This is a genomic window from Reichenbachiella versicolor, assembly GCF_003171675.1.
In the GTDB taxonomy this organism is placed as follows: domain Bacteria; phylum Bacteroidota; class Bacteroidia; order Cytophagales; family Cyclobacteriaceae; genus Reichenbachiella; species Reichenbachiella versicolor.
The window spans coordinates 30,875-56,882 of sequence record NZ_QFZQ01000002.1; the positions used below are offsets into that span (position 1 = coordinate 30,875).

Here is a 26,008-nt window from a genome sequence, read left to right on the forward strand (position 1 = left end):
GCATCAAGTTCCTCGGCAAATAACTAAGCAGCCGAGGAAATATTTTTTTGCTCGGAAATCTTCTTTAAATTATCTAAAGCATCCTTTATCCCTTTAATAATTTTAGCTTTTATAAAACTTAGCATCATTCTTTGAAAGAAGTTCTTAGGCTTTAGATAAACTTCACTCTTTAGAATAGTAACTCCATTCTCTCCCCTCTTTAGCATAAAATAAGTAGCAAAATCCTCAAAAGGAGCACCTTCAATCAGTTTTTCACCATATATATAATCAAAACCATCAGACTCCTTAGATACAGTCTCAAACTTCAGCGACTCGCCATCAACTATACAATTATGTTCAGTACCTATTCGATTTATTTCATTTTTATTGAACTCGATCTTGTAAGCACTTTTATTCCATGCCTCTCTTAAGTTCAGATTCAAAATGAATTTAAATACTACATCAATATCTGCATTGATTTTAATAAAGCGCTCCAAAACTCTTTCACTTTCATTAGGCCCCACCATATCAATAAACTCATCTTTAACATCAGCGTGCCAATCAGAAATAAGCTCATACTGAAAACCCAATTGACCTAATTGATCATCATTCAAAGCCCCCGAACACATCTCATTTGTCAACATCTCATCACCCAAAAAATCATCTGAAAACAAAATATACTCATCAAGACCAATCTTATTCTTAAGAAGCCTATGAGCCACTACCACATCCTTACCATGAGGCTTAGAAATACCACCAGCAAATTCTTGAATAACGGTAGGTCCCTGATGCACAATAAATTTCAACTTCAGATCAATAGCCCCCACACAAGCCCCACAGTTACATATTCTTCTCGATTCATATTTTTTAATATGATTATGAAAGGCTAAGAACATAAGTCTACTCTGTTCTCGAATATCTTCAAGAGACATTATCCCTTCCTTAAAAAAGAAAACAGCATCTCCCTCTATCTCAGCTACTCTCAAGTCAAATTGATTTGCTTCTAGTATTACATTGATCAGTTCATGGGTGATATGAGCACTATGCTCAGGACTGCTATCCTTTACAAATCGAGTAAAGCCAGAAATATCTGGAAAGAAAAGTGTAGTATCTTTCATAATATTAAATCAGTTACCCATCTTACGCAGATCACCTCCATTTGTTAAAACCAAAGCAATAAATTCCACGTACTCTAAGCCCAAAAACATAGGATTAAATGAACAGAATAATACTCTTTGTAATGAGCATTTCAGCCCTCTCTGGATGCACAAATTATGAACGAATCCCACAAAGTGCCTACACATTAGAATCACCAATCCTCTCCGATACAGGATTCAGCTTCATAAAAGCAAAAGACTACACTATTTACCAAGGTAATGATATAAACTCGACATCGATCGACTGGGAACAGCCTGTAACCAAACCATCTACCCGTAACACATTTGACCGATCAATCTATGCACTTGTATCAAAAAACAACAAAGACACTTTATACATTTCGAACAGACTAATTCCATTTAAAAAAACTCTAAATTTTAGAGACCTCGGCGGAATAAAAACCCAAGAGGGCAGACAAATAAAATGGGGGAAATTATACCGATCAGGAAAATTTGACAAAGTCAAAAAATCCGAAATTGAGGTGATGGAAAAAATGAAAATTGCCAAAGTCATTGATCTCAGAACCCATGGAGAGGTAGCTGATCATCCAGACAAAATCCTCTCCTACTCATCAATAAAATGGATCCATAACCCTATTTCAGGAATCACTTATGAAGATCTAGAAAAAACAAAAAAAGAAATAAAACAACAATCTCCTCAAGAGTTTGATGGAAACGGCAAAATGGAAGAATCCATGCTTCGATTTGCAAGAGATGGAAAAAAAGACTTTGGAAACATATTCAAAGAAATTCTCAACACACACCCAGACAGTGCAATAGTATACCACTGCACAGCAGGCAAAGACAGAACTGGACTTATGACTGCACTACTACTTCATAGCCTTGACGTAGACCAACGAACAATAGAAGACGACTATCTGCTGTCTAACTACTTCAGATATGAAAAAATGGAAAAAAACGCACGTCTGGGAGCCCATATATTCGGAATCGAAAACGAATCCTTAAGGCCAATCATGGAAGTAAGAACCAGTTATCTCCAAACATCATATGATTATATTAATCAAGAATATGGATCAATAGATCAATACTTAGAATCTATGGGCATTGGAGAACACGAAAAGAATGAATTAAAAAAACGATTTCTATATTAAATCTCTAGCAAGAAACGACCATTAAAAATCCTTCAAAAAGGACAAAGATCTTAGTTAATACCAAAACCCTCTAAATACACCACGAAGACTGGACAATTTGAGGAAACCATGTGTAAACATCTTGAATCAGTCACTGACTTTTGTACCCTTTATTAATTCATGATAAAAAGAATGATTAATATGTGACTATTCCAAGTATCGAACATTACATAAAATAAAAACGATGCTAAAATTCAAGAAACCCAAACTAGAACCGAAAGTTTCAGCAGGGTCAATGGCAGACATAGCCTTTCTACTGTTAATCTTCTTCCTAGTAGCTACCAACTTACTACAAGATAAAGGTCTTATAATGCAGCTTCCTCCAGAAGCACCTCCTACCATCACCAAGATCAAGGAAAGAAACCTGTATACAATTCAAATAAACTCAAAGAATCAATTTCTTATCGAAGGAAAGATCAGAGAAAATTTGAATAATGTAACACAGGAAATAAAAGAATTTGTCCTCAACCCACAACACCAATCATCCCTTTCTGAAACACCACAAAAAGCAATAATTTCAGTAAAAGCCAACCGAGGTACAAAATATAAACACTTTGTAGAAACTCTAGATCAAATCAAACAAGCTTATTACGAAATGTATGGTGAGAAAGTCAACCTAAGCGCAGATGAATTTAGAAAACTAAATCGGAAAGATCCACATCAAGATCATCTTTACCTACTTGCAAGGCAAAATCTACCCATGAATATATCTATCGCAGAACCAGACAAAATCAAATAATTCCCCAAAACACTTTTAACTAGAAAATATGAAATTACGCAAGACATCAAAATCTGTAGCAGAAATATCGACCGCATCTATGCCAGATATAGTATTCCTATTACTATTCTTCTTCATGGTATCAGCCACTATCAAAAGAGAAGATAATCAATTAGATGTATCCGTACCACAAGCACATGCAGTGACACAAGTCAATAAGAAATTCTTAGTCAAAGAATTACATATAGGATACCCAACAGATCTCAATCAAGGAAGTACTCCTAAAATATTGAACGGTAAACAGATCCTTCAGCTAAGCAACATATCTCAATGGATACAAGAACAAAGATCTACACTAGATGAAGTGTACCATGACCAAATGATAATCATGCTGAAAGCAGACAAGAACGTGGATATGGGAATCATTGGAGACATTCAAACAGAACTACGAAAAAACAACGCAAGAAAAGTTATGTTTAGAACACTAGACGAAATATAGCAGATAGCACTAAATGCCAATTCATAGATCTTAATATTTTTCGTAACTTTGCGGCTTGAAAATGAGTAGAATTAATTGGAACAATCGTTTCATTTATTTCTATTACGAAAAACAGATAAGTAATGATTGATATTGCATCTTTAAACGAAGAATTCGCAAGTAAGTCTCCTCAGGAAATTATTGAGTGGGCCGTAAAACAAGCTAAAACCCCTGTAGTTACCACAAACTTTAGACCATTTGAAGCAGTAATTCTACACGCTTGTACTAGAGTCCAAAAAAATATGCCTGTGATTTGGTGTGATACAGGATACAATACTTCGTACACCTACAGACATGCAGAAGCTACTATCGAGCAATTAGACTTAAATGTAAAATTATACGTCCCTAAACAGACTTCTGCGCATAGAGATGCTGTAATGGGAATTCCGGACGTAGAAGATCCAAAACACGCGGTATTTACTGAACAAGTAAAATTAGAACCGTTCAAAAGAGCTATGGATGAGCACAAACCTGATGTTTGGTTTACCAATCTCAGAAAAGGACAAACAGCATTTAGAGACTCTATTGATATTCTATCTTATTCTGCAGATGGAGTTCTTAAAGTCAGTCCATTCTATCACTATAGTGATGAAGAAATGGAAGCTTATGTAGCACAACACGAACTAGGTAATGAAACCAGATATTTCGATCCTACCAAAGTCCTTTCTAATAGAGAATGTGGATTACACTCTTAAATTGAATAGCAAGAATAATATACTAGGCTCCTGTTGGAGCCTTTTTTGTTTCTTACTTCTTTAGCGGCTAGTTTTAGCCTAATCAAAGTGCAGTCGCTAATTTATAAACATTTACCCCCTAATTTCCTACCCTTAGAAAATATGGGGTTTAAACTTAATGTGTTATATCTCCCTGCAAATAAATCATTTGCCTGGCTTGAGATCAAAATCCTTAAACATCGGCGCTCGACCAATTTCCGAGCAAATCGGACATTCATTAGGATTGTGTCCTCTCGCAGGACAATATTCTCTCCCAAAGAAAATTATCTGAAGATGTAGCTTATTCCAAAGCTCTTCACCAAACAGTCTCTTGCAATCCTTTTCTGTTTGAACCACATTCTTACCATTTGACAAGCCCCACCTATATATCAATCTATGTATATGAGTATCCACAGGAAATGCAGGTACTCCGAAAGCTTGAGACATCACTACTGAAGCGGTTTTATGACCTACAGCTGGCAACTCCTCCAAAGCAGCCATATCTGCTGGTACTTCACCGTTATATTTATCCACTAAAATTTTAGATAGTTCAGAAATACCCTTAGACTTCATGGGGCTCAATCCACAGGGACGTATTATTTCTTTTATTCTCTCCACCGGCACTAAAGCCATATCAAAAGCATTATCTGCCACTTCAAAAAGTGTAGGAGTGATCTTATTCACCCTTTCATCAGTACACTGTGCGGAAAGTAGTACAGCAACTAAAAGTGTATATGGACTATAATGATCCAATGGAACAGGTACCGTAGGATACAGTTCTTCAAGTTTATCTACAACGAATTGTACTTTTTCAGCTTTATTCATTTCACAAGATTAATTAAAATAGGTATCGGTTATACGTTTAATTTTCTCTTTTAACGATAGCTTTCCATCAATCCAGTTAATTTTAATCCCCTGTTTTTCCATCCTTCGAAACCAAGTCATTTGGCGTTTGGCAAACTGATGTATCGCTGAATTAAGCTTTTGATACATATCATTATAACTTATTTCACCTTCTATATACTGTACTAAAAACTTATACTCTAATCCATAAAACTTTAAAGATTCAGCAGAGGTTCCATTTGAAATCAATTGCTCAACTTCCGCTACCATACCGATATTTAACCTCTCTTTGAGTCGTTGTGTAATTCGCTTCTTTAACTCTCCTCTCTCCCAAACCAAACCATATACTTTAGTCTCAACCTTTGGAAGCTTCATTTCAATATTATGAGTCTCAATATAAGTAGCTATTTCAATAGCCCTAATTGTTCGATCAATGGTAGAAGTATCTGTAGAATTGTGAAGCTGTTTCTTTCTTGATAGTCTTTCAATAAGCTCTTCATGTTCAAATTTCTTTAGCTCATTTCTCAATTCAACATTATCTGGAACTTTGACTAGCTTATACCCTTTTAGTACAGAGTCTATATACATACCTGTTCCACCACATAATATAGGTAGGTTGTTTTTTAACTTCACTTTATTGTAAGCCTCATAAAAATCGCTCTGAAATTCAAATACATTATATTCATATCCTGGATCATGAATATCAATAATATGATATGGAATCGACTTACCTTCCACTACATACTCATCAAGGTCCTTGCCAGTCCCCAAATTCATATTTCTATAAACTTGTCGAGAATCAGCGCTTATTATTTCACCATCAAATCTCGCAGCTATAGCCGTAGCTAGTCCTGTTTTACCCGAAGCTGTAGGGCCAAGTATTGTTATCATAACTGTAAAGTTATTTCAATATTCAAAGCTCCACTACTATGAATGCTGTGTGTTATGTATTTATTTCTAATTGAGCGATCACAATATGAGGATATGAAGACAATGAAGCTATTAGACGGTTCTTAACATTAAAATGTCACGAAAAGTATGCCTAACTCCTTTCCTCTTTCATTAGTACTGCTAGTTTTGCTAATCCATTTTCACCCTTGTTCATGAGAAAGTTTGATATTCCTAATAAATACGAATCCTCCATCATATCTGAAGTCAAACAAATCAGAAAACTGGCTAGTGGGAAAGAACACCGTAAAGATTTCACCCCTACAGAACTAGATTTTGGTCCAGTAAGGTTTTATACCGCTAGACATTTTGGATTTTGCTTCGGGGTAGAAAACGCTATCGAAACAGCTTATCGAATCATCGCAGAAAACCCCAATAAGAAAATCTACCTTCTTAGTGAAATGATTCATAACCCTACGGTAAACCAAGATCTTCAAGATCTCGGGATTCAATTCATTCAAGACACCAAAGGCAACCCTTACATTTCTTGGGAAAAAATTAAGAGTGAAGACATCGTGATCATTCCCGCATTTGGGGCTACTAGAGAAATCGAAGAACTTCTAAAAACCAAAGGAATTGCTATTGAAAAATACGATACTACATGCCCTTTTGTAGAGCGAGTATGGAAACGTTCCAAAAGTCTTGGTGAAAAGAAGTATACAGTCGTGATACATGGTAAAATAGATCATGAAGAAACTCGTGCTACTTTCTCACATGCTGCTGAGCATGGACATGCCCTTGTCATCCAAAATATGGAAGAAACTAAACTTCTAGCTGAAGTAATTAATAGCGAAGATCCTGATGAACTATTTGAAAAGCACTTTGGAGCTATGAAGAATCGAACACCCGGTTTTAAGGCTAGTCAGCATTTGGCTAAAGTTGGTGTCGTTAATCAAACAACTATGCTATCTACTGAAACTCGGGCTATTGCGGAATTCATTAAAGATGTTTTAGCCTCGAAGTATGTAGAACTAGAAACTAAGCAATACTTCGCAGATACCCGAGATACGTTGTGTTATGCGACATCAGATAATCAAGCATCGCTAAGAGAGTTACTTGAGATAAAGGCAGACTTCGCAGTTGTAGTTGGAGGGTACAAAAGTGCCAATACCACACACTTAGTAGAACTGTGCGAAGAAAAATTACCGACATATTTTATTAATGGAGCAGACAAAATAATAGCTAAGAACGAAATTCTACATTTCAACAGACTTACCAAGGAAGAAATCTCTAGCCAGTTCATTCCTCAAAAAGAAAAAGTAAATGTGCTAATATCGAGCGGCGCATCATGTCCTGATGCTATTGTAGAGCAAGTCATTCAACGAATCTTATCATTCTTTGATAATACAAAAGATATCGATATTGTATTAAAAAACTTAAAAGATGAATTGATGACAGAATAAAATTAACCCTGTCATCAATTCACTTAAAAAACAAACATCAGTAGCCTGATCAAAAGAATCAGAACTAGTGTCGATATGAGCGAAAGAACGAATCTATCACTTTCAAAAGATCCTGTTTTAAACTTGGTTTGTTTGCGCATGCTAGATTTTTGTTGGTTTAAACCAAGATAATCAAATTCGACTTAAAAAAGAGTCAAATTACTGATCAAGAATCCGAAAAAAGTTGAATACGAGCTTCAGAATACAAATCATAAGCTGCGACCAAAAGTTCGTTAGCAACGGACTCTCCGTAAATATCATATTTGTTAATAGATGATCGGTTTTCGACATATATTGGAGAGTATTCTGATTCAAATTCATCCCAGATAACAAGCATATACTCATAACCTATCTTACTATTCCTTCCATTTTCCAACCACTGATCAAAGGTCTCTTCCTCTAGTGATTTCGGGTAATCCGAACCATCAAACATTGCACTCTATTTAATTAATCAAGCAATTTAGTAATCAACGGTCTGTGAAAAGACAAACTAATACATTTATGCATTTCAAATTTAGTTCAGACATCAATTGGCTATTAACAATTGATCGTAATTCAAAAAACTAATTCTCTCATCTTTTTACAGTGAAATGTTTTGATCCAATCTATCAATTATATTCGCGCACTAAATTTTTAAGCATTTACTATTTATTATGAATTTAAGTGATTTCATTTCTAAATTAGAAAAAAGCCCAGAACAAGTTACTTTTGATGACACGATGAGTACAGTGGACACCAACTATAGCTTCAGTCCTACTTTCTTCGAAAATGGAAATATTAAGAACGAAGCGGGTGAAAATTCTGGTTCATGTAAATTATTTGCTTTTGCTAAGTTAAATCGATTAACGAAAGAACAAACATTACATTGTTTTGGCGAATATTATAGACACGATGTCCTCAAAGATGCACAAGGCGATAACCATCAAAACATTAGAAATTTCATAAAGTATGGGTGGAAAGGAGTAAAGTTCGAAAAAGAAGCCCTAAAAAGCATTCATTAATAAACGAAATAGAACTCTATTACACCCAAATTACTTTTCAAATACTTAATAAAAGCATTAAGACTATTTAGCGGCCATTCGTATCTGAACCGCTCTTTCTACACCTTTTTTAAAAGGGTATCTTAAAGCATGACGAATAACCCACCTTAATTCTTTTGAAGCACCATTTAACCACTCTTCGCAAAGGTCCAATGCTAACTCTAGATTATCCTTAGCTATATCTCCTACATGATTGGCTACACTTCTTCTTACATATAGTACAGGATCATTCTTTAAATGTTCCAGAATTTTGATCGAAGGGATTGGGTCTTCAGCTAAATTTCTCAACTTACTCGCCCAAGGAAGTCTTGGTCTTGCTCCTTCAGAGCATAACCGTCTGACATGAGGATTCTCATCGTTCATCCATTCATAAAAGTATTCAAAGGTCCTATCCTGATCTGCATTAATAAATGATCTAACCGAAAACTCACAGGTATATCGTTTAGTAATTTCATACTGTATACTCATAGACAAGTCAAATGGATCCACACCTTGATTATAGCATGGGTCAAGACCGTACTTAGCAATATATTCGCAATGAGGCATGTAAATCATCGGAGCCAATCCATTGTCCATGGTACTATCTAGAGGTGGTGTCAGCGAATTAATAATTACTGGAATAGCTTCGCTATAAACTTCTGGCAAAAAACGTCTGAGAGCTTCCGCTATCTTTTGTGCCCTAGGTTTGAGCTCATATTTTTCAATTCCATTTAATGCTTCTGCTAAGAATCTATCTTTATCAAAAGATGGGTGTGCTAAATATAAATTCGTTGCTATTTGATAGATCGTATCTCTATTAAAAAACTCTTTTAGAGGCACTCCTTTTTGAATAGAGCTAGCCGCTTCTGGTAACTTAATTTCCAATTTCGTATGTCAGTTTATAGAATAAATCTTCTTTTTAATTCTGAGCTTGGCACGCGGCATGAATCAAACTTTCCAAACCACTTGTACCTATTTCGAGCAATAAATCGATATACCCCATCTCTTAAAAATTCGGGCAATACCTTTAAAAGAGTAAGCCAAGAAAGAGGTTTTTTTAAAAAACCAACAATAGCCAAACCTGCATTAGAATTAGCTAATAATTTACCATTTTGTAAAAAAAGAATACTTTCTAAATATCCTTCTGGAAAGCCATATTTCAAAAGAATCGATTTTCCCACTTCTGACTGCAAAGGTGTAAAAATCAGATCCGTGGAAGCTTCATAGCGTAGTATAAAATCTATAGAATCATTGCAAAACGCACATACACCATCATATAACACTAAGTTATTGTAATTCGAGATATCTACTTGACCAAGTTGATCCATCCCTTTCTAGTTTGCACTCTATCTTCATCATCAGACGTATCGAATTCTATAGTAGCACCGTAAAAATAAGTACCAGCATCTAGTTCTCTACCCTGATCTGTCTTCCCATCCCAATAGATATTGATATTGTTTACCTCACCAAAATTCACTTCACGAGAATCATATTCAAATAGAACTCCTCCTGTTCTATCAAAAACCTTAAACTCTATACTCTTTACGAACCTAGGACAAAACTCTCTTCCATCAAATCCAGACTCAATTAATTCTCCCCCTCCCGACGATGATGGCACCAAGTCAGACATAGGCATAAAAAAGTCATTTATGTTATCTCCATTGGGTGAAAAAGCGTTGGGAAAAAATATTTGAGGACAATTATCAATAACTAACATTTCTGATCTTTCACCTACATTTCCTGATCTATCAACAGTTGCAACTTGGTAATACCCCTTAAAAGAATCCTTTCCAGAGTGCTGAAATTCTGTAAATCTAGTATTAACTAAGAAAGGTAAGTCATCTCCCTCCTTCGGTTTATCGTAATCAAAATAGATATTGTAGCTTTCCACATCATTATCACAAGCCTCATCCGTATTTTCCTCCCAATTCAAGACTACAGAATAATCAATCACGCCATTAGCATTACAAGGTAGACTATGAACCTGTGCCTCACAATCTACTTGATCAAAATCAGTGTTAAAACTAATAGGTGTACAAGGTGGCTCCAAATCATTAACTTCAGCTTCAACTATTTGAGATTTATTAATCAATGGTTCAGGTAAATCTGAATTCCCGTATGTTCCTTGAGTAACTACATAATAATGATAAGTCTCCTCTTTACTAAGTGCAATACCATCATGACTTCCATCGTCTTTATATGTCACTCCTTCATTGGGTACATTTACCTCAGCGATTTTTTTAAACTCTAAATCACCAAAGCCATCATCAACAGCTCTCCATACTTCATGTATAGGAAAATCCTGAGAAACTATTGACCAAGGGGTGTCACCCTCCCATCTCAAAGTTATTGATGTAGTATCGGTAGAGGTTGCTGTCAGCCATATAGAAGAAGCTGTCTCTGAGGGATCTACGGCTGTTCCAGTTGCATCATAGGCATTGATTTGATAAGAGACCGAATTACTTTTTGTATCCAATCCTATATCTGTATATTCTTTATCAGTTATCCCTCTAGCGATCGTATCAGATGTATTAATTCTAACAACATCAAATGTAAAAGGTCTAGGAAACGTAACTACATCTAAATCTATTGGTTCTTCCCATCTTACGTAGACTTCACCATCAGTTTCATCCGTTTTGTTAATATCTACATTAAGTATAACTGGAGAAACAATATCTATTTCTTGACAGGTCTCTTCAGAAACGTAACTCGCACCTCCATCTGGCAATGGAAATGATACTACTATTCTGTAGCAGTATAAAGCTCCTGGAGGCAACCCTTTGTCTTCATCTCCATTATCTGTGTATGTAGTCTGATTGATGTTTACCTCATCAATCAATTTATATCCAGCATTAGCAGGCATTCCTACTTCGCACCCATCAGGATCTATATCAAAACTATCTACCCGTCTCCAAATTTGCATGACTAAGTCTTCTCTCTTACTTCCTGAAAGACCACAATCATAATCATCCCAGCTCAAATTAACTTTTCGACCTTCCAAGTCAGAAATCAAACCTGTTGGTGCGGGCGCTACTACAGTAATATTCCAAACAGCGAAATCACTAAGTTTTGGTCCAAAGTCTGGATTGTCTCTAACCCTAACCTGTACCTCATAGGGTCTTTCACGCACATGATCACAAATAGTCTCCCAACTAAATTCTAAAGTAGAAGGCTGAGGATAAAACGTTGGAGGAACAGTAGACCGTGGTGTCTGTGTAGCAGGATTATTCAATAACTCAAATGGAGCCCCAAATGCCACAATTTCTACTGGATCATCATCTTCATCCTTTCCTATTATATTGGCTTCCAATAATGTACCTGCTACAATACAAGTATCCTCTGGCATTTCTAATTCAGGTGGATTATTATCGGTATCCTCAATTATTATTTGCATATCTCGGGTCATTGACCCTATAATCACCCAATTATCATCGATTTTACGCCATTCATCTACCACAAATGCCACGTTATATTCACCAGCAAAACCAGGCGCATCCCATGTAAGCGTACCGTCCAGAGAATCTATTTCAAAAATTGGTTGAGCATTTCCATCTTGATTTCCTTGACTAAAATTATCATAGAAACTAGGGTCAATAGGATCCTTATACCCATCAACTGATCTATTGAAAAACTGTTTTGGAAAAGTGATTCGATATGATAAACTATCTCCATCTCTATCATATGCACCCGGATTATGCAAGAAAGTCCATTGAACTCCCCCTCTATCTATTGGAGGTATTAAAAACACGGGTGAATTATTTACACCAATTGTCGGATCTATTACAAGAGTCGTTTCTACATAAAATGGAGTATTCACGGAATTACTCATATTGACTATTCCAGCATTCCTGTTTACTTCGGAGTATCTGACTGTATAAACACCAGGACCTTGAAAGGTATGATTAAATTCAAGTACATTATATGCTACTTCGTCTCCTAACGACACGTTCTGCTGAACCAGATTACCTTCGCTAGACGATTTTGTAGTCCCATCCCCAAAATTCATTTGACCATCTCCAGCAAATGGCACGTCTGACCCTGTATCTGTGTATCCAACAATAGAAAATTTGTATGCTAGAGTAGATGTTGATATTCTTTCTGCTATGATCTCTCCTGCCCTTATATGTGTCGCACTAACTCTTTGAGCTATTATTAAACAAGGTAGAATTATGAATAAGATCAGTTTTCTCATGATGCGAATATCGAATTTCTAAGTTGTAAGTCCATTTTTAATGCTATGATTTTAAATACTCTATTAAATAGACATTGACAAGTAAAAGAACATTACGTAAAACTACTTAAAACACTAAGTATTTTTCTTTAGTTCATTCCTACGTAATAACAAATGACTGCAAGCATACTTTTGTTAATTTATAATACATCTAAATACTAAGCTTCATTGGTCGGAACCCCTTCCAAATATATCTTTGAGCGATTTTAATATAGAACAACAATATTTCAACAACAGACTATGAGTTGGATTACACAAACTTTATCCAGTAGTATCGGTAAAAAGGTACTCATGGCCTTAACTGGCTTGTTTTTGATATTGTTTTTGGTCGTTCACTTAGCTGGAAACTTACAGCTATTAGTAGATGACGGAGGACAATCTTTTAATGCGTACGCCTATAAAATGGCGCACAATCCGTTTATCAAGGTAGTTTCTTATGGAAACTTCTTTTTTATACTTCTTCATGCCGTAATCGGTATCGTCCTTACAATAAAAAACAAAGCCGCTAGAAAAGTGGGTTATCATGTAAGTACTAAGGACTCAGAGAGCACGTGGGCCTCTAAAAACATGCCTTTGCTTGGAGTCATTATACTTGTTTTCATTGTTGTTCACCTTATGGGTTTCTGGGCAAAAGCAAAACTTGGTATTGGAGAAATTGGTTTTGTGATCATTGATGGAGTAGAAATGCATGATTTGTACACTGTAGTCAAAACAGCTTATGAAAACATCTTGATCAGTGGATTTTACGTGATATCAATGATAGCTTTAGGATTCCATTTATCACATGGATTTCAAAGTGCTTTTCAAAGCCTTGGACTCAACCACAAGAAATACACTCCTTTATTTAAGACTGTAGGTACTTTGTATTCATACATTGTATGTTTCGGATTCGCGATCATTCCGATCTTGATGTATTTAGGTATTTCATTTTAATCAACTTCAAATAAGATCATAACATGGCTTTAGATTCAAAAATTCCGGAAGGACCATTAGCTGAAAAATGGACTAAGCATAAGTTCAACATGAAGTTGGTCAACCCGGCGAACAAAAGAAAATATGACATTATCGTAGTTGGTACGGGTTTGGCCGGAGCGTCAGCTGCCGCTTCTCTTGGAGAGTTAGGATATAACGTAAAAGTTCTCTGTTTTCAAGATAGTCCTAGACGAGCTCACTCTATTGCAGCTCAAGGAGGTATTAATGCCGCTAAAAACTATCAAAACGATGGAGACTCAGTTTTCAGATTATTCTATGATACCATTAAAGGAGGTGACTATAGAGGTCGTGAAGCAAATATTCATAGGCTAGCAGAAGTATCTGTTAATATAATTGACCAATGTGTTGCTCAGGGTGTACCATTTGCCAGAGAATACGGAGGACTGCTTGACAATAGGTCATTTGGTGGTGCTCAAGTATCCAGAACATTCTATGCTAGAGGACAAACTGGACAGCAGCTTTTATTAGGGGCCTACTCTGCTCTTTCTAAGCAAGTAAAAAAAGGAAACGTTGAGCTAATCACGAGGACGGAAATGCTCGATTTAGTCACTATAGATGGACAAGCAAGAGGTATCGTTACTAGAGACCTTCAGACTGGAGAAATCAAATCTCATTCCGCGCATGCTGTTATGCTTGCTTCAGGTGGCTATGGCAATGTATTCTTCCTATCTACGAATGCAATGGGGTCAAATGTAACAGCTGCTTGGCGAGCACATAAGAAAGGAGCATTCTTTGGTAATCCTTGTTACACGCAGATTCACCCTACATGTATCCCTGTATCAGGTGATCATCAGTCTAAATTGACTCTGATGTCTGAATCTTTGAGAAACGATGGTAGAATTTGGGTACCAAAAGAGGCAAAGCCTGGATTGAAAGCAGTGGATGCTGCTAAAATCCCTGAAGAAGACAGAGATTATTACTTAGAAAGAAAATACCCTGCCTTTGGGAATTTAGTACCTAGAGATGTGGCTTCTAGAAATGCAAAACAAATGTGTGATGAAGGTAGAGGTGTTGGAAATACTGGATTAGCTGTTTTTCTTGATTTCTCAGAAGCAATCAAGAGAGACGGTTACGAAACTATTAAAGCTAAGTACGGTAACCTGTTTGATATGTATATGCAGATAACAGGTGATAATCCATATGAAATGCCTATGATGATCTACCCTGCTGTTCATTATACAATGGGCGGTTTATGGGTTGACTATAACCTGATGACGACTATTCCTGGTTGTTACGCTCTTGGAGAATCTAACTTCTCTGACCACGGTGCTAATAGACTGGGAGCTTCCGCACTTATGCAAGGTTTGGCAGATGGTTATTTCGTTGCCCCATATACAGTTGGTGATTACTTGGCTAATATGCCTTATGATAAAATCCCTACTGACCATGAGGAGTTTAAGAAAGCAGAACAAGCTGTTAAAGAAAGAATAGAGAAGCTATTGAGCATCAATGGTACTAAAACAGTAGATGAATACCATAAAGAGTTAGGTAACATCATGTGGGAGTATTGTGGAATGGCTCGTAACGAAGAGGGATTGACAAAAGCTAAAGGTTTAATCAAAGAACTTAGAGAAGATTTTTGGAAGAACGTCAAAGTTTTAGGTGATAATGACAATGTAAATATGTCACTTGAAAAAGCTGGACGTGTTGCTGATTTTCTAGAACTAGGTGAATTGATGATTGACGATGCCCAAAATAGAAAAGAGTCCTGCGGTGGTCACTTCAGAGAAGAGTCTCAAACTCCTGAAGGAGAAGCTTTGAGAATCGATGATGAATACTCTTATGTTGCAGCTTGGGAATTTATGGGTGAAGAGCTTGAATCTAAACTTCACAAAGAAGAATTGAAATTTGAAAACGTTAAACTAACTCAACGTAGTTATAAATAAGGAATAGATATGAACATTACATTAAAAGTATGGAGACAGAACGGTCCTAAGGACAAGGGCGGTTTCGAAACTTATGACGTAAAAGATGTTTCGCCAGACATGTCATTCCTCGAGATGTTTGACGTTTTGAACATTGATCTTGAAAAGGATGGTAAGGAAGGTATTCATTTCGATCATGATTGTAGAGAAGGTATATGCGGAATGTGTTCTATGTATATCAATGGTAAACCACATGGGCCAAAAGATGCTGTAACAACTTGTCAACTTCATATGAGAAGTTTCAAAGATGGTGATACCATAGTTGTTGAGCCATGGAGAGCAGCTGCATTTCCAGTTATCAAAGATTTGATGGTTGATAGAACTTCTTTCGACAGAATCATGCAAGCTGGTGGATATGTTGATGTTAGTACTGGAGGTGTTCCAGATGCTAATGAAATTCCGATTCCAAAAGTAGTAGCAGATGAAGCTATGGATGCGGCTCAATGTATTGGTTGTGGTGCCTGCGTGGCTGCATGTAAAAATGCTTCAGCTATGCTTTTCACTTCAGCTAAGGTTTCTCAATTGGCATTGCTTCCTCAGGGTCAAGTTGAAAGAAAAACTAGAGTAGAGAAAATGGTTGCACAAATGGAAGAAGAAGGATTTGGTAACTGTACTAATACAGGCGCTTGTTCTGCTGTTTGTCCTAAAGAAATCAGTCTGGAACATATAGCTAGAATGAATAGAGAATATCTTTCTGCTAAAGTTTCATCTACGAATGTATAAGAATTTTAGCAAGTAAAAATAGAAGCCATCTTGAATTATCAAGATGGCTTTTTTATTTATCTACAAAAATTGAACTACACTCGATTTACAATAGACTATTTGAATTAGTCAAAAATACTAAGACTTAGGAAATCCAAATTTGCAAGAGCTGATAGGCAGTAACTTTAAAATGTCTTTTTTAGTACTTTGTCGGAAAGCTCTACTAAAAAGTCAGATATGCCTTCATGAGTGGCAAAAATGGCTCCCTGAGTATTCATAAATGTTGACTCAGATTGATTTAAATGAAGCGTATTTCCGTAGCCATTACACACATATGCGTTTACTTCTTCGAAAAAAACTCTTACTGCTGCATAATCCCAAATACTTCCACAACCTAGGTTCTTCTTTGGGAATTTAAAAAAACAACCTCTACCTGAAGCGATTAGTTCTAATACGTTTACAACTCCTCCAAAGCCTCGTTGGTAAGAAATAACCATTCCAGTTTCACTGGCATAATGTTCTAGTTCAGTCTTAACGAAGTCAAAATACGACTCACTTTCAAAACTATTGCCAGTAAATACATCAATTATATTCGTTTCATTAGAAGCCAAATTGATAGGTAAACCATTTTTTTTCAGCCCATCTCCAATAATAGCACTATAGACGTCTTGTTGATCTGGAACTACAGCTACACCAATAACTGAATTGCCTTGCTTAGATATTAGCCCTATTGAAACTGCATACCCTTTGCGTTGTTCTGTAAAAGGTAAAGTACCATCGATAGGATCTATACACCAAAAAAAATCTTTTTCCAGTCTCGACTGATCATCGGTAGTCTCCTCCATTAATAGTCCCAAATCATATTTACGCATGGAATCAGAAAGCACATCAATAATCAGCTTTTCTGATTTGATATCCACTTCAGTTACAACTTGAGATGCTAAAGAGTCTCCTCCTGCTTTACTCTCTTTCGCATAGCTCTTACCTACTTTTGATTGAATATATTGAGAAGCTATATTACCAGCTGTTATTGCCAGTTCACAAAGCTCTTCGAAATGCTGCTGCTTAAGTACCACTATACAAGATTACTTTAAGTTTAGTTCATTTATTACTTCATTCGTAAGGTTGGTACTGTAAGAATGCATCTTCCAATGTCCGGGGCTCCATCCATCTAAAAAACGACAAAAATCAGCCCAAGCATATTTATATAGGAACCTCCATTCATCGATAAGTAGATGTATTTCATTAGATATTAGACTGCCTTTCAAAGCTACTTCAAGTTGATTAAAATAGTAATCAAGCAATTCTAACTCGTATTGCTGACATTCATCCTCATTTAAACAACTGCTTATAAAGTACACAACATCTTTTATCCCGCACCCTTCACCCACATATTGAAAATCGACAGCTGCTACCCTACCATTTTCTGAAAAACAAAAATTTGCAACCTTAGCATCACCATGAACTAAAGTCTTATAGGTTGCCTGATTTAACTTTTCATCAATAGCATAAGCGGCATTTTTAAGTGACTTGTTTTTCATTGCTTTATATTCATCAGGACGAGTAGTAAGATGCCAATATGTGCCTATTCTCCATAGATTTTTAGGTTTTTCTCCAAACATAGTTCCATGAAAGTTCGCTAACCACACTAAGCAATTTTTCATCTCTTCGAGAGTAACTCGACTTTTTCTTAGAGAAAACCCTACAGCATTTAAATCTTCTAATATTAGGAATATTTCATTGTCCTGACTGGAAGAATAATACAACTCTGGAATTTTCCAATCGTCATGAGAAAGCTTTACTTGACTTAAGTACCAAGATGACTCTACATAATAAGACTTAATTTTTCTTTTATGAGAAAACTCTGTGTTCCACCCTCTAGGGTGATTAGTTTGATCAGGAAATTCTATGTGTTTTACAATAATCGAAGAAGCTTTAAACCCTTCTATATAGCACCTATAAATATATCCATATCCACTCCACAGTTCCTGAATAGTATTTATAGAAACAACAGAAGTCACATTTAAAGATTGTATAATTTTTGCTTCAATATTCTTCATATTTCATTCGAAACTATGGTGGCTTTAAGAAATTAACATAAAGATAATTTGATTGAAATATTACTCATTTAATAGGATTAGTTCTACATTCACATCCTTAATCAGCAATTATTATCTAAACCTTTAAAAATGAAGTCGTCAACACTCTTCAATTACCTCCTATCCCTAATAATCCTTGTAACTATTCTATTGCTCTCTTCATGTACTAGTAGTCGAAAGACAGTAGTAGCTGGAAATAATGTAGTAATGGATAAAGCAGGAAAAGTATACAGACAAGAAACTAATAACCAAGCCATGTACACAGTGATAAAATAATGTTAAAAATATATTTCTTGTGCTAGACGAAACGTATTTGCATGAGATTCGATAATTAACTTAATTTCCTGAGAATACCCGCCGCCCATACAGGCTACTAATGGCAGCTCTCTTGATTTAAAGTATTGTAATACCATTCGATCTCTTTCTTTACATCCTTCGATAGTAACATCAAGTCTACCCAATTTATCGGTGGAAAGGATATCTACGCCCGATTGATAAAAAACAAATTCTGGTTTAAATGACTCTACCACTTTACTCAAATTGTATTGAAGAGTAGACAGATAAAGCTCATCAGCGCAACCATCCGCGAGACCAATGTCAAGATCACTTTGTTCCTTATGCATTGGGTAATTTTTTTCTCCATGCATACTAAAAGTAAAAACTTGGTCATTATCATGAAATATCTCTGCTGAACCATTCCCTTGATGAACATCAAGGTCTAAAACCAATACCCGATCAACCAAGTTGTTTTCTATTAGGTACATTGATGCAATTGCTTGATCATTTAGCAAGCAAAAGCCCTCTCCTCTATCAGAAAACGCGTGATGAGTACCTCCTGCAATATTCATGGCCATTCCATATTTCAAAGCAAAATCGACACACTGAATAGTTCCTCCAGCTATATTAATTTCACGATCAACCAATTCCTTAGATAACGGAAACCCTGTTTTTCTAATTTCTGAAGCAGTTAAATCTAGCCCACGCAAACGACGCCAATATTCTTCAGTATGAACACATATAATTTCAGAATCAAAAGCATCTCTGGGCTCGAAAAGTGAATCCTCTTCAATTGTACCCTCATGCAAAAGTTGTTGAGGGAGTAATTCATACTTTATCATCGGAAAACGATGATTTTCAGGTAAAGGGTGACAGTATTTTTTTGACCAAGCGACCTTTAACATTCTTTAACTATTAGGCGTGCAACTATCTCTACCTTTTCTCCATTTAAGGAGTATAGTTTTTCATTCATAGTTATAGTTTAGTTAGTAAATGACCAATATACCGGACGGGGATTTGGTCATTTTTTCTTTTTGAATAACTTTTTCAGAAAACCATCCTTTTCTTCATCATCACCGTCTTCTTCATAATTTTTTTCCTTGAGCTCTTTTTTCTGAAATATTTTCTGAACGATAGTTTGCTCTTTTATTGGCTCACAATTCAATTCATCTTGCCATTCAATAGGGAGTTTTCGGAACTTTGCTTGAGTATAATAGTTAAAATCACTGGATTCATTCATTGAAGCATACATTTCACCAAAAATAGGTAAGGCTGAATTTGCTCCCTGCCCTACTTTAGTATCTTTAAAACGAATAGAATAGGTATCAGCGCCTACCCAATTCACACTAATCAGTCTAGGTGTCACTCCTATAAACCAACCGTCCCGGTTGGATTGAGTAGTTCCAGTTTTACCACCAATGTCATTAGTTAAACTGTATTTCCACCTCAATCTACTAGCGGTTCCATCAGAACTTGTTACGGACTTTAGCAGCTCCTTCATGATGGCATATGTGTAATCATTTATTACTTTCTCTCCTTCGTCTGCTTTATACCTATATAGTACTTTACCATTTTTATCTTCTATAGACTCAACCATATACGGAGTAACAGGAACACCTCCATTAGTGAATATAGTATAAGCTTTGGCCAATTCTATCATTGACAATTGAGCAGTCCCTAATGCTAATGAAGGAACCTCAGGAAGTATACTCTCAATGCCCGACATATGTGCCAAATCAACTACTCTAGCCACCCCCACATCTTCCATAAGTTTCACAGCTACGGTATTAATGGACTTGCTTAATGCATATTGCATGGACAAGAATTTATCTTCGTAATCATCTGAATCATTACTTGGAGTCCACTCTTCAAAGTTTTTATATGTCACTGTTTTTGCGGAAATATGATCACAAGGATCCTTACCATTCTCCAAAGCAGCAGCATAAACAAATGGTTTGAATACTGAGCCTACTTGTCTTTTACTTTGCTCTATGTGATCATATTTAAAAGTATTAAAATCAATTCCGCCTAACCAAGTTTTAATAGCTCCAGATTGACCATGAATACTTATGGATCCTGCATTAAGCATTTTTACATAATGCATCAAACTATCAATTTGACTAGCTACAACAGACTTGTATTTACCTTGATCTAACCATGTCATCCCATACTTTCGTTTCATTTTTTCCAAAATCTCAGCACTACTTAACCCCTGCTGCTCCCAATTCTTATATGGTCTACTATTGATTATTAGTTTGTACCTCCAATCTTTATCAAACCAAATAGCTTCCTTACCCCAATTTTTTTCAAACTGCTTTTGTAACGAGCTCATGTGCTTGATCATTCCTTGTTCTGCAAGGCGTTGCATTTTTGAATCAAGCGTGGTGTGCACTATCAATCCATCTGTATGAATATTAACATCAAGATTGTTTCTTTTAATTATGTCTTTAGCCTCTTTTTTAACTTGTTCTAAAAAGTAAGGAGCTACCATTCTCTTATTACGAGAATTGTAATCTAGAACTGTAGACTTAGTTTTTAGCTCCGTAAATTGCTCTTGACTTAAAAAACCATGCTTTACCATCAAAGCCAAAACTGTATTGCGACGACTTTGTGATTTGTCAGGAAACAAACGCGGGTTATATGTATGATTGGCCTTTAAACTTCCTATCAAGGTAGCCGATTCTAACAAAGACAGTTGATTAACAGACTTCCTAAAAAAACGTTGAGAAGCACTTTCTATTCCATACGTATTATCTGGAAACGAAACGGTATTAAGATACAGCGTAAGGATTTGTTCCTTTGAATATAAACTTTCCAACCTATAGGCTGTGATTACTTCCTTGATTTTTGAAATTGCTAAGTCGAATTTTGTGTATCGTTCGCGTGGGAATAGATTCTTAGCCAACTGCTGCGATATAGTACTTCCTCCTCCTCCTGAACGCTGTTGCATGATAATGGTCTTCACTAAGACCCTTCCCCAACTCCGATAATCCAACCCATGATGTGAAAAGAAACGACTATCCTCAGTAGAAACTAAGGCTTCAATTAAATGTTGAGGGATTTTATCGTAGGTAACTGAAGTTCTATCAATTAGAAAAAATTTACCTATATCAAAACCCTGATGATCTTTTATAATGGTTGACTGAGCGTTAGATATTTTTTTTAGGTCTTCCTTATTGGGCAATACTCCAAATAGGCCAACATAAATGCTACAAAAAAACAGAAAAACAATTGCCAATAAAGCAAATACAAGTCTAATAAGTACTTTGATTAACAGTAATCGACGATATTTCTTTTGCTTCTCTTTTTTAATACTTGACATACTGGTTTGAACAAAAAAAAACCGTTCTGACGTTTCAGAACGGTTTCAACAAATTTCTATAATTCTTATTGAGCGCCTTCTTTCGCTTCTATTTTCTCTACTTCAGCCATTGCCTTTTCAGCCTCGTCATACATCTTCAATGAAGTATAGATTGACTGTAAGGTAGACCAAGCCGTAACGTCATTAGGTTTATTAGTCACTACATTTTGAAAATAAGGTAAAGCATTCTTTAAATCACCTTTCGCCTTTTCCTCTAATGCAGGACCTTGTTTCTGATATGTTTTTAAATCCATCGCTCTAGCTTCATCTAAATAAACCTTTGCCTTATTCACATAGATAGCACCTAAATTAAAATTGCCTACATAATTGTTAGGCTCTAAAGCGATGGCATCATTATAGCTCTTAATTGCCAAGTCAAATTTAGTTGCTGCTTTATCTTTATCTCCATCCTCTATAAACTTACTACCTAGATTATCATACAACACGGCTAAATTTAAATGATTTTGAACTACAGAAGGATCGTTAGCTAAAGCCATTTTAAGCTTAGTTTCAGCTTCTTCCAATTTATTCAATACGATCAAAATAGTCAGCTCTTCGTTGATAAAGGTCTTATTATCAGGATACTTTTCTTTTGCTTCTTGTACTAATACTAAAGCCTCTTCATTGTTTTCTTCTACTCTTTCAAAATAGACCAAAGATTGATATGCTGACTCAGGAATCATATAGTTGTCCTTCATTAACATATAATATTTCTTAGCTTTGGTATAGTCTTCCATTTGCTGAGCTACCGCTCCAGCATAATACATTGTAACAGAATCAGTCGGCTTTACTATCAACCCTTTTTCAAAGTTTCCTAAAGCAGTTTCCAAATCCTCTTTATTATATGCTTGCTGAGCTTGATCCATAAAGTGTCCCCAAAGACCATCATAGTTCAAAGAAGCGTTAATAGCTGTCAAGTCATTTGGTTTAGCCATTTCTGATACCTTGGTGTAAGCCTCTGCAGCCTTTTGAATGGCATCTGGATCTAAAGAACTAACTGCCATATCACTACTTGTAGCAATGGCCTTATAAATCTGACCTTTGATATACCAAGATTTGGCCTTTCCTGCATTCTTTGGATTTTCCAAAGCTAAATCAATCTCTGCTTTTGCATTGATTAGATCATTTTTATCTAAATAAGCTTGCGCTTTGCTAGTAGAGCCTTTTTGTGCCCAAGCACTTACACTTACCAACAGTGCTAATGCCAATACGTAAAATCTATTCATCATTTTAAAGTTAAAAGACAGCCTAAGCAATCTATTTTATTCATTTGTTTCAGATGTTTCAGAACTTTCTGGTGAATCACCCGCAACTTCATCAACTTCGTCCATTTTTTCAATTTTTTCGACAGAAGAAATCTCATCATCATCGTTGAGTTTGATCAGTCTAACACCTTGTGTAGCCCTTCCCATAACTCTTAAATCTTCTACCTTAATTCTAATAGTTATACCTGATTTATTAATAATCATCAAATCATCACTATCAATTACTTCTTTAACGGCAACAAGCGTACCAGTCTTTTCAGTAACCTTCATAGCTTGCACACCTTTACCACCTCTTTTGGTAATTCTATATGCTCCAATATCTGACCTTTTACCATAACCTTTTTCAGAGACTACAAGAAGATTTGCATCTTCTCTCGCAATACAAACCATATTAATAACACGATCGTTTTCTCCTTCCATGGTCACTCCCTTCACACCAGCTGCTGTTCTCCCCATAGGACGTACATCAGATTCATGAAAGTGAATTGCTCTTCCAGATTTTTTAGCTATTACAATATGATTATCACCGTTGGTCAAACTAACGTCTAGTAGTCTGTCGTCCTCTCGAATAGTTATAGCATTGATACCATTCTGTCTTGGTCTTGAATATGCTTCCAATGTTGTCTTTTTAATAATACCATTGGTAGTACACATCATGATGTAATTGTTATTAATGTAGTCTTCGTCTGACAGACTATTTACATTGATAACAGAACGAATCTTATCATCACTTTCTATATTAATCAAGTTCTGAATAGCTCTTCCTTTAGAAGCTTTAGTTCCCTCAGGAATCTCCCATACTTTCTTCCAAAATACTTTTCCGGATTCAGTAAATATCAATAAATAGTTATGAGTAGATGCAACAAAAAGATGCTCTGTAAAATCATCAGACTTAGTTATTACCCCCTTAGATCCTACACCTCCTCTTCCTTGTGTTCTATATTCGGTTAAGGCCGTACGTTTAATATAGCCTTCATGAGAAATGGTTATAACCATTTCTTCATCAGGAATCATATCCTCAGCAGTAAAGCCATCCGCAGCATGGATAATATCTGACCTACGCTCATCACCGTACTTATCTCTAAGTTCAGTTAATTCATCTTTAATGATGGTCATACGTCTCTCCTCGCGAGCTAAAATATCTTTCAAATCGTCAATATGAAGCTTTAGCTCTTTGTATTCCTGCTCTATTTTCTCAATTTCAAGACCAGTTAATCTCTGAAGCCTCATCTCCAAAATGGCCTTTGCTTGAATCTCTGACAACCCAAATTGCTCAATAAGACCAGTCTTAGCAATTTCAGGATCTCTAGAATCTCTAATCAGCTGAATTACTTGATCAGTCACATCCTTAGATTCGAGTACAATCATATACCCTTCTAAAATGTGCATTCTCTTCTCAGCTTCTTTCAGCTCATATTCAGTCCTTCTGATTACCACTTCGTGTCTATGTTCCACGAAATAGGTAATTATTTCCTTCAAATTCAGTGTATGTGGACGCCCCTTAACCAAGGCCACATTATTAATACCAAAAGAAGATTGAAGTTGGGTATACTTGTAGAGGTTATTTAAAACAATATTTGGAATAGCGTCTTTCTTAATATCATAGACTACTCGCATTCCATTTCTATCAGACTCGTCACGGATATCACTAATACCTTCTAATCTCTTTTCATTTATTAAGGCAGCAGTCTTTTCTATCATACTAGCCTTATTCACTTGATAAGGTATTTCTGTTACTATGATTTGCTCCTTGCCAGTTTTGGTAGTTTCAAATTCTGCCTTTGCACGGAGTACAACTCTACCTCTTCCCGTTTCATATGCGTTTCTAACTCCTTGATAACCATATATAGTAGCTCCAGTAGGAAAATCAGGCGCTGTTACATGTTGCATCAACTCTGATATTTCAATCTCAGGGTTCTCAATATATGCAATTGTACCATTCACTACTTCTGTTAAGTTGTGAGGAGCCATGTTAGTGGCCATACCTACAGCAATACCTGAAGTACCATTTACAAGTAAGTTTGGAACTTTACCTGGTAGAACTGATGGCTCGTTGAGAGAGTCATCAAAGTTAGGCTGAAAATCGACTGTTTCTTTGTTGATATCATGAAGCATTTCTTCGGCAATCCTTCTCAGTCTTGCCTCTGTATATCTCATGGCTGCAGGGGAATCACCATCAACAGAACCAAAGTTACCTTGACCATCAACCAATGGATACCTCAAGGACCATTCCTGAGCCATTCTTACCATGGTATCATAGACAGAACTATCACCATGTGGATGATACTTACCTAATACTTCTCCAACGATTCTTGCTGACTTTTTATAGGGTCTATTATGCAATACTCCTAACTCCAACATTCCATATAGAACTCTTCTGTGTACTGGTTTTAAACCATCACGTACATCTGGCAGTGCTCTAGAAATGATGACCGACATCGAATAGTCGATGTAGGCTCCTCTCATTTCTTCCTCAATGTTGATTGGAATAATATTCTGATCTCCTAATGGAAGATTTTCGTTATCTCCGTCTGACATTTAATCTTATTCTAATGTGCAAAATTCAGCCTGCAATTTAACCAAAATAAGCCTCAAAAAGCAAGCAAAAATACTGCTTAGACAAGGATGGGTATCACTCTAGCTAGATT

Annotated in this window: 23 protein-coding genes; 10 read left to right on the forward strand and 13 right to left on the reverse strand. The window is 36.1% G+C overall.

Going from position 1 to position 26,008, the window contains the following annotated elements; all coding sequences use genetic code 11:
* Positions 1–23 precede the first annotated feature (23 nt).
* Positions 24–1,097, reverse strand: coding sequence for a DUF2652 domain-containing protein (locus DKG80_RS05075; RefSeq protein WP_109830238.1), 1,074 nt, complete (start codon positions 1,095–1,097; stop codon positions 24–26).
* Positions 1,098–1,195: 98 nt separating this feature from the next.
* On the opposite strand from DKG80_RS05075, the gene DKG80_RS05080 reads away from it, so the two are divergent.
* The 4 genes from DKG80_RS05080 (at position 1,196) to DKG80_RS05095 (ending at position 4,238) form a co-directional block, all read left to right on the forward strand.
* Positions 1,196–2,248 (forward strand): tyrosine-protein phosphatase, encoded by a 1,053-nt coding sequence (locus DKG80_RS05080; RefSeq protein WP_109830239.1) that lies wholly within the window; start codon positions 1,196–1,198, stop codon positions 2,246–2,248.
* Between the two features lie 223 nt (positions 2,249–2,471).
* The gene (locus tag DKG80_RS05085) at positions 2,472–3,026 is read left to right on the forward strand and encodes an ExbD/TolR family protein (protein WP_109830240.1); all 555 of its coding nucleotides are present in this window, start codon (positions 2,472–2,474) and stop codon (positions 3,024–3,026) included.
* 28 nt (positions 3,027–3,054) lie between these two features.
* Complete coding sequence (locus DKG80_RS05090) at positions 3,055–3,504, forward strand: ExbD/TolR family protein (protein WP_109830241.1); 450 nt, start codon at positions 3,055–3,057, stop codon at positions 3,502–3,504.
* 122 nt (positions 3,505–3,626) lie between these two features.
* The gene (locus tag DKG80_RS05095) at positions 3,627–4,238 is read left to right on the forward strand and encodes a phosphoadenosine phosphosulfate reductase domain-containing protein (protein ID WP_109830242.1); all 612 of its coding nucleotides are present in this window, start codon (positions 3,627–3,629) and stop codon (positions 4,236–4,238) included.
* Between the two features lie 183 nt (positions 4,239–4,421).
* On the opposite strand, the gene nth is transcribed toward DKG80_RS05095, so the two are convergent.
* Together nth and miaA are read right to left on the reverse strand one after the other, a co-directional pair.
* On the reverse strand, positions 4,422–5,081 hold the full coding sequence (gene nth / locus DKG80_RS05100; protein ID WP_109830243.1) for an endonuclease III: 660 nt from the start codon (positions 5,079–5,081) through the stop codon (positions 4,422–4,424).
* A gap of 9 nt (positions 5,082–5,090) precedes the next feature.
* Positions 5,091–5,990: a tRNA (adenosine(37)-N6)-dimethylallyltransferase MiaA gene (gene miaA, locus DKG80_RS05105; RefSeq protein ID WP_109830244.1), complete on the reverse strand. Its 900-nt coding sequence runs from the start codon at positions 5,988–5,990 to the stop codon at positions 5,091–5,093.
* Positions 5,991–6,202: 212 nt separating this feature from the next.
* Between miaA and DKG80_RS05110 the strand changes: the two genes are divergently transcribed.
* Positions 6,203–7,450 (forward strand): 4-hydroxy-3-methylbut-2-enyl diphosphate reductase, encoded by a 1,248-nt coding sequence (locus tag DKG80_RS05110; RefSeq protein WP_109830245.1) that lies wholly within the window; start codon positions 6,203–6,205, stop codon positions 7,448–7,450.
* Between the two features lie 205 nt (positions 7,451–7,655).
* On the opposite strand, the gene DKG80_RS05115 is transcribed toward DKG80_RS05110, so the two are convergent.
* Positions 7,656–7,922, reverse strand: coding sequence for a hypothetical protein (locus DKG80_RS05115; protein WP_109830246.1), 267 nt, complete (start codon positions 7,920–7,922; stop codon positions 7,656–7,658).
* Positions 7,923–8,142: 220 nt separating this feature from the next.
* Here DKG80_RS05115 and DKG80_RS05120 point away from each other — a divergent pair, with 220 nt between their 5' ends.
* Positions 8,143–8,490 carry a HopJ type III effector protein gene (locus tag DKG80_RS05120; RefSeq protein WP_109830247.1) on the forward strand — a complete coding sequence of 116 codons (348 nt, stop codon included), beginning with the start codon at positions 8,143–8,145 and terminating at the stop codon, positions 8,488–8,490.
* A 63-nt stretch (positions 8,491–8,553) separates the two neighbouring features.
* Here the strand turns inward: DKG80_RS05120 and DKG80_RS05125 are convergent, their stop codons facing one another.
* Genes DKG80_RS05125 through DKG80_RS05135 form a run of 3 tightly spaced genes read right to left on the reverse strand, consistent with a single transcriptional unit; the run spans position 8,554 to position 12,700 of the window.
* On the reverse strand, positions 8,554–9,393 hold the full coding sequence (locus tag DKG80_RS05125) for a DNA alkylation repair protein (RefSeq protein WP_109830248.1): 840 nt from the start codon (positions 9,391–9,393) through the stop codon (positions 8,554–8,556).
* A gap of 14 nt (positions 9,394–9,407) precedes the next feature.
* Positions 9,408–9,836, reverse strand: coding sequence for a thiol-disulfide oxidoreductase DCC family protein (locus DKG80_RS05130; protein WP_109830249.1), 429 nt, complete (start codon positions 9,834–9,836; stop codon positions 9,408–9,410).
* Entirely contained in the window at positions 9,815–12,700 is a 2,886-nt protein-coding gene (locus tag DKG80_RS05135) for a gliding motility-associated C-terminal domain-containing protein (protein ID WP_109830250.1), read from the reverse strand. The genes DKG80_RS05130 and DKG80_RS05135 overlap by 22 nt, the downstream gene beginning before the upstream one ends.
* Positions 12,701–12,979: 279 nt before the next feature.
* Between DKG80_RS05135 and DKG80_RS05140 the strand changes: the two genes are divergently transcribed.
* Genes DKG80_RS05140 through DKG80_RS05150 form a run of 3 tightly spaced genes read left to right on the forward strand, consistent with a single transcriptional unit; the run spans position 12,980 to position 16,380 of the window.
* Positions 12,980–13,672 carry a succinate dehydrogenase cytochrome b subunit gene (locus DKG80_RS05140; RefSeq protein ID WP_109830251.1) on the forward strand — a complete coding sequence of 231 codons (693 nt, stop codon included), beginning with the start codon at positions 12,980–12,982 and terminating at the stop codon, positions 13,670–13,672.
* 23 nt (positions 13,673–13,695) lie between these two features.
* Positions 13,696–15,618, forward strand: a complete 1,923-nt coding sequence (locus DKG80_RS05145) for a fumarate reductase/succinate dehydrogenase flavoprotein subunit (protein ID WP_109830252.1) — start codon at positions 13,696–13,698, stop codon at positions 15,616–15,618.
* Between the two features lie 9 nt (positions 15,619–15,627).
* Positions 15,628–16,380: a succinate dehydrogenase/fumarate reductase iron-sulfur subunit gene (locus DKG80_RS05150; protein WP_109830253.1), complete on the forward strand. Its 753-nt coding sequence runs from the start codon at positions 15,628–15,630 to the stop codon at positions 16,378–16,380.
* A 164-nt stretch (positions 16,381–16,544) separates the two neighbouring features.
* On the opposite strand, the gene DKG80_RS05155 is transcribed toward DKG80_RS05150, so the two are convergent.
* Together DKG80_RS05155 and DKG80_RS05160 are read right to left on the reverse strand one after the other, a co-directional pair.
* Entirely contained in the window at positions 16,545–17,435 is an 891-nt protein-coding gene (locus DKG80_RS05155; protein ID WP_162555695.1) for an inositol monophosphatase family protein, read from the reverse strand.
* Between the two features lie 9 nt (positions 17,436–17,444).
* Positions 17,445–18,419 (reverse strand): oxidoreductase family protein, encoded by a 975-nt coding sequence (locus DKG80_RS05160; protein WP_109830255.1) that lies wholly within the window; start codon positions 18,417–18,419, stop codon positions 17,445–17,447.
* A 129-nt stretch (positions 18,420–18,548) separates the two neighbouring features.
* On the opposite strand from DKG80_RS05160, the gene DKG80_RS21085 reads away from it, so the two are divergent.
* Positions 18,549–18,734: a hypothetical protein gene (locus tag DKG80_RS21085; RefSeq protein WP_162555696.1), complete on the forward strand. Its 186-nt coding sequence runs from the start codon at positions 18,549–18,551 to the stop codon at positions 18,732–18,734.
* Between the two features lie 2 nt (positions 18,735–18,736).
* Here DKG80_RS21085 and DKG80_RS05165 read toward each other — a convergent pair whose 3' ends face one another.
* The 4 genes from DKG80_RS05165 to gyrA all read right to left on the reverse strand — a co-directional run bounded on the left by DKG80_RS05165 (position 18,737) and on the right by gyrA (position 25,898).
* Positions 18,737–19,639, reverse strand: coding sequence for a histone deacetylase family protein (locus tag DKG80_RS05165; protein ID WP_109830256.1), 903 nt, complete (start codon positions 19,637–19,639; stop codon positions 18,737–18,739).
* Between the two features lie 116 nt (positions 19,640–19,755).
* Complete coding sequence (locus tag DKG80_RS05170; RefSeq protein ID WP_245906962.1) at positions 19,756–22,056, reverse strand: transglycosylase domain-containing protein; 2,301 nt, start codon at positions 22,054–22,056, stop codon at positions 19,756–19,758.
* Positions 22,057–22,121: 65 nt separating this feature from the next.
* A complete protein-coding gene (locus tag DKG80_RS05175) occupies positions 22,122–23,321 on the reverse strand; it encodes a UDP-N-acetylglucosamine--peptide N-acetylglucosaminyltransferase SPINDLY family protein (RefSeq protein ID WP_162555697.1) in 1,200 nt (399 codons plus the stop codon).
* A gap of 36 nt (positions 23,322–23,357) precedes the next feature.
* Positions 23,358–25,898, reverse strand: coding sequence for a DNA gyrase subunit A (gyrA, locus tag DKG80_RS05180; RefSeq protein ID WP_109830258.1), 2,541 nt, complete (start codon positions 25,896–25,898; stop codon positions 23,358–23,360).
* Positions 25,899–26,008 lie beyond the last annotated feature (110 nt).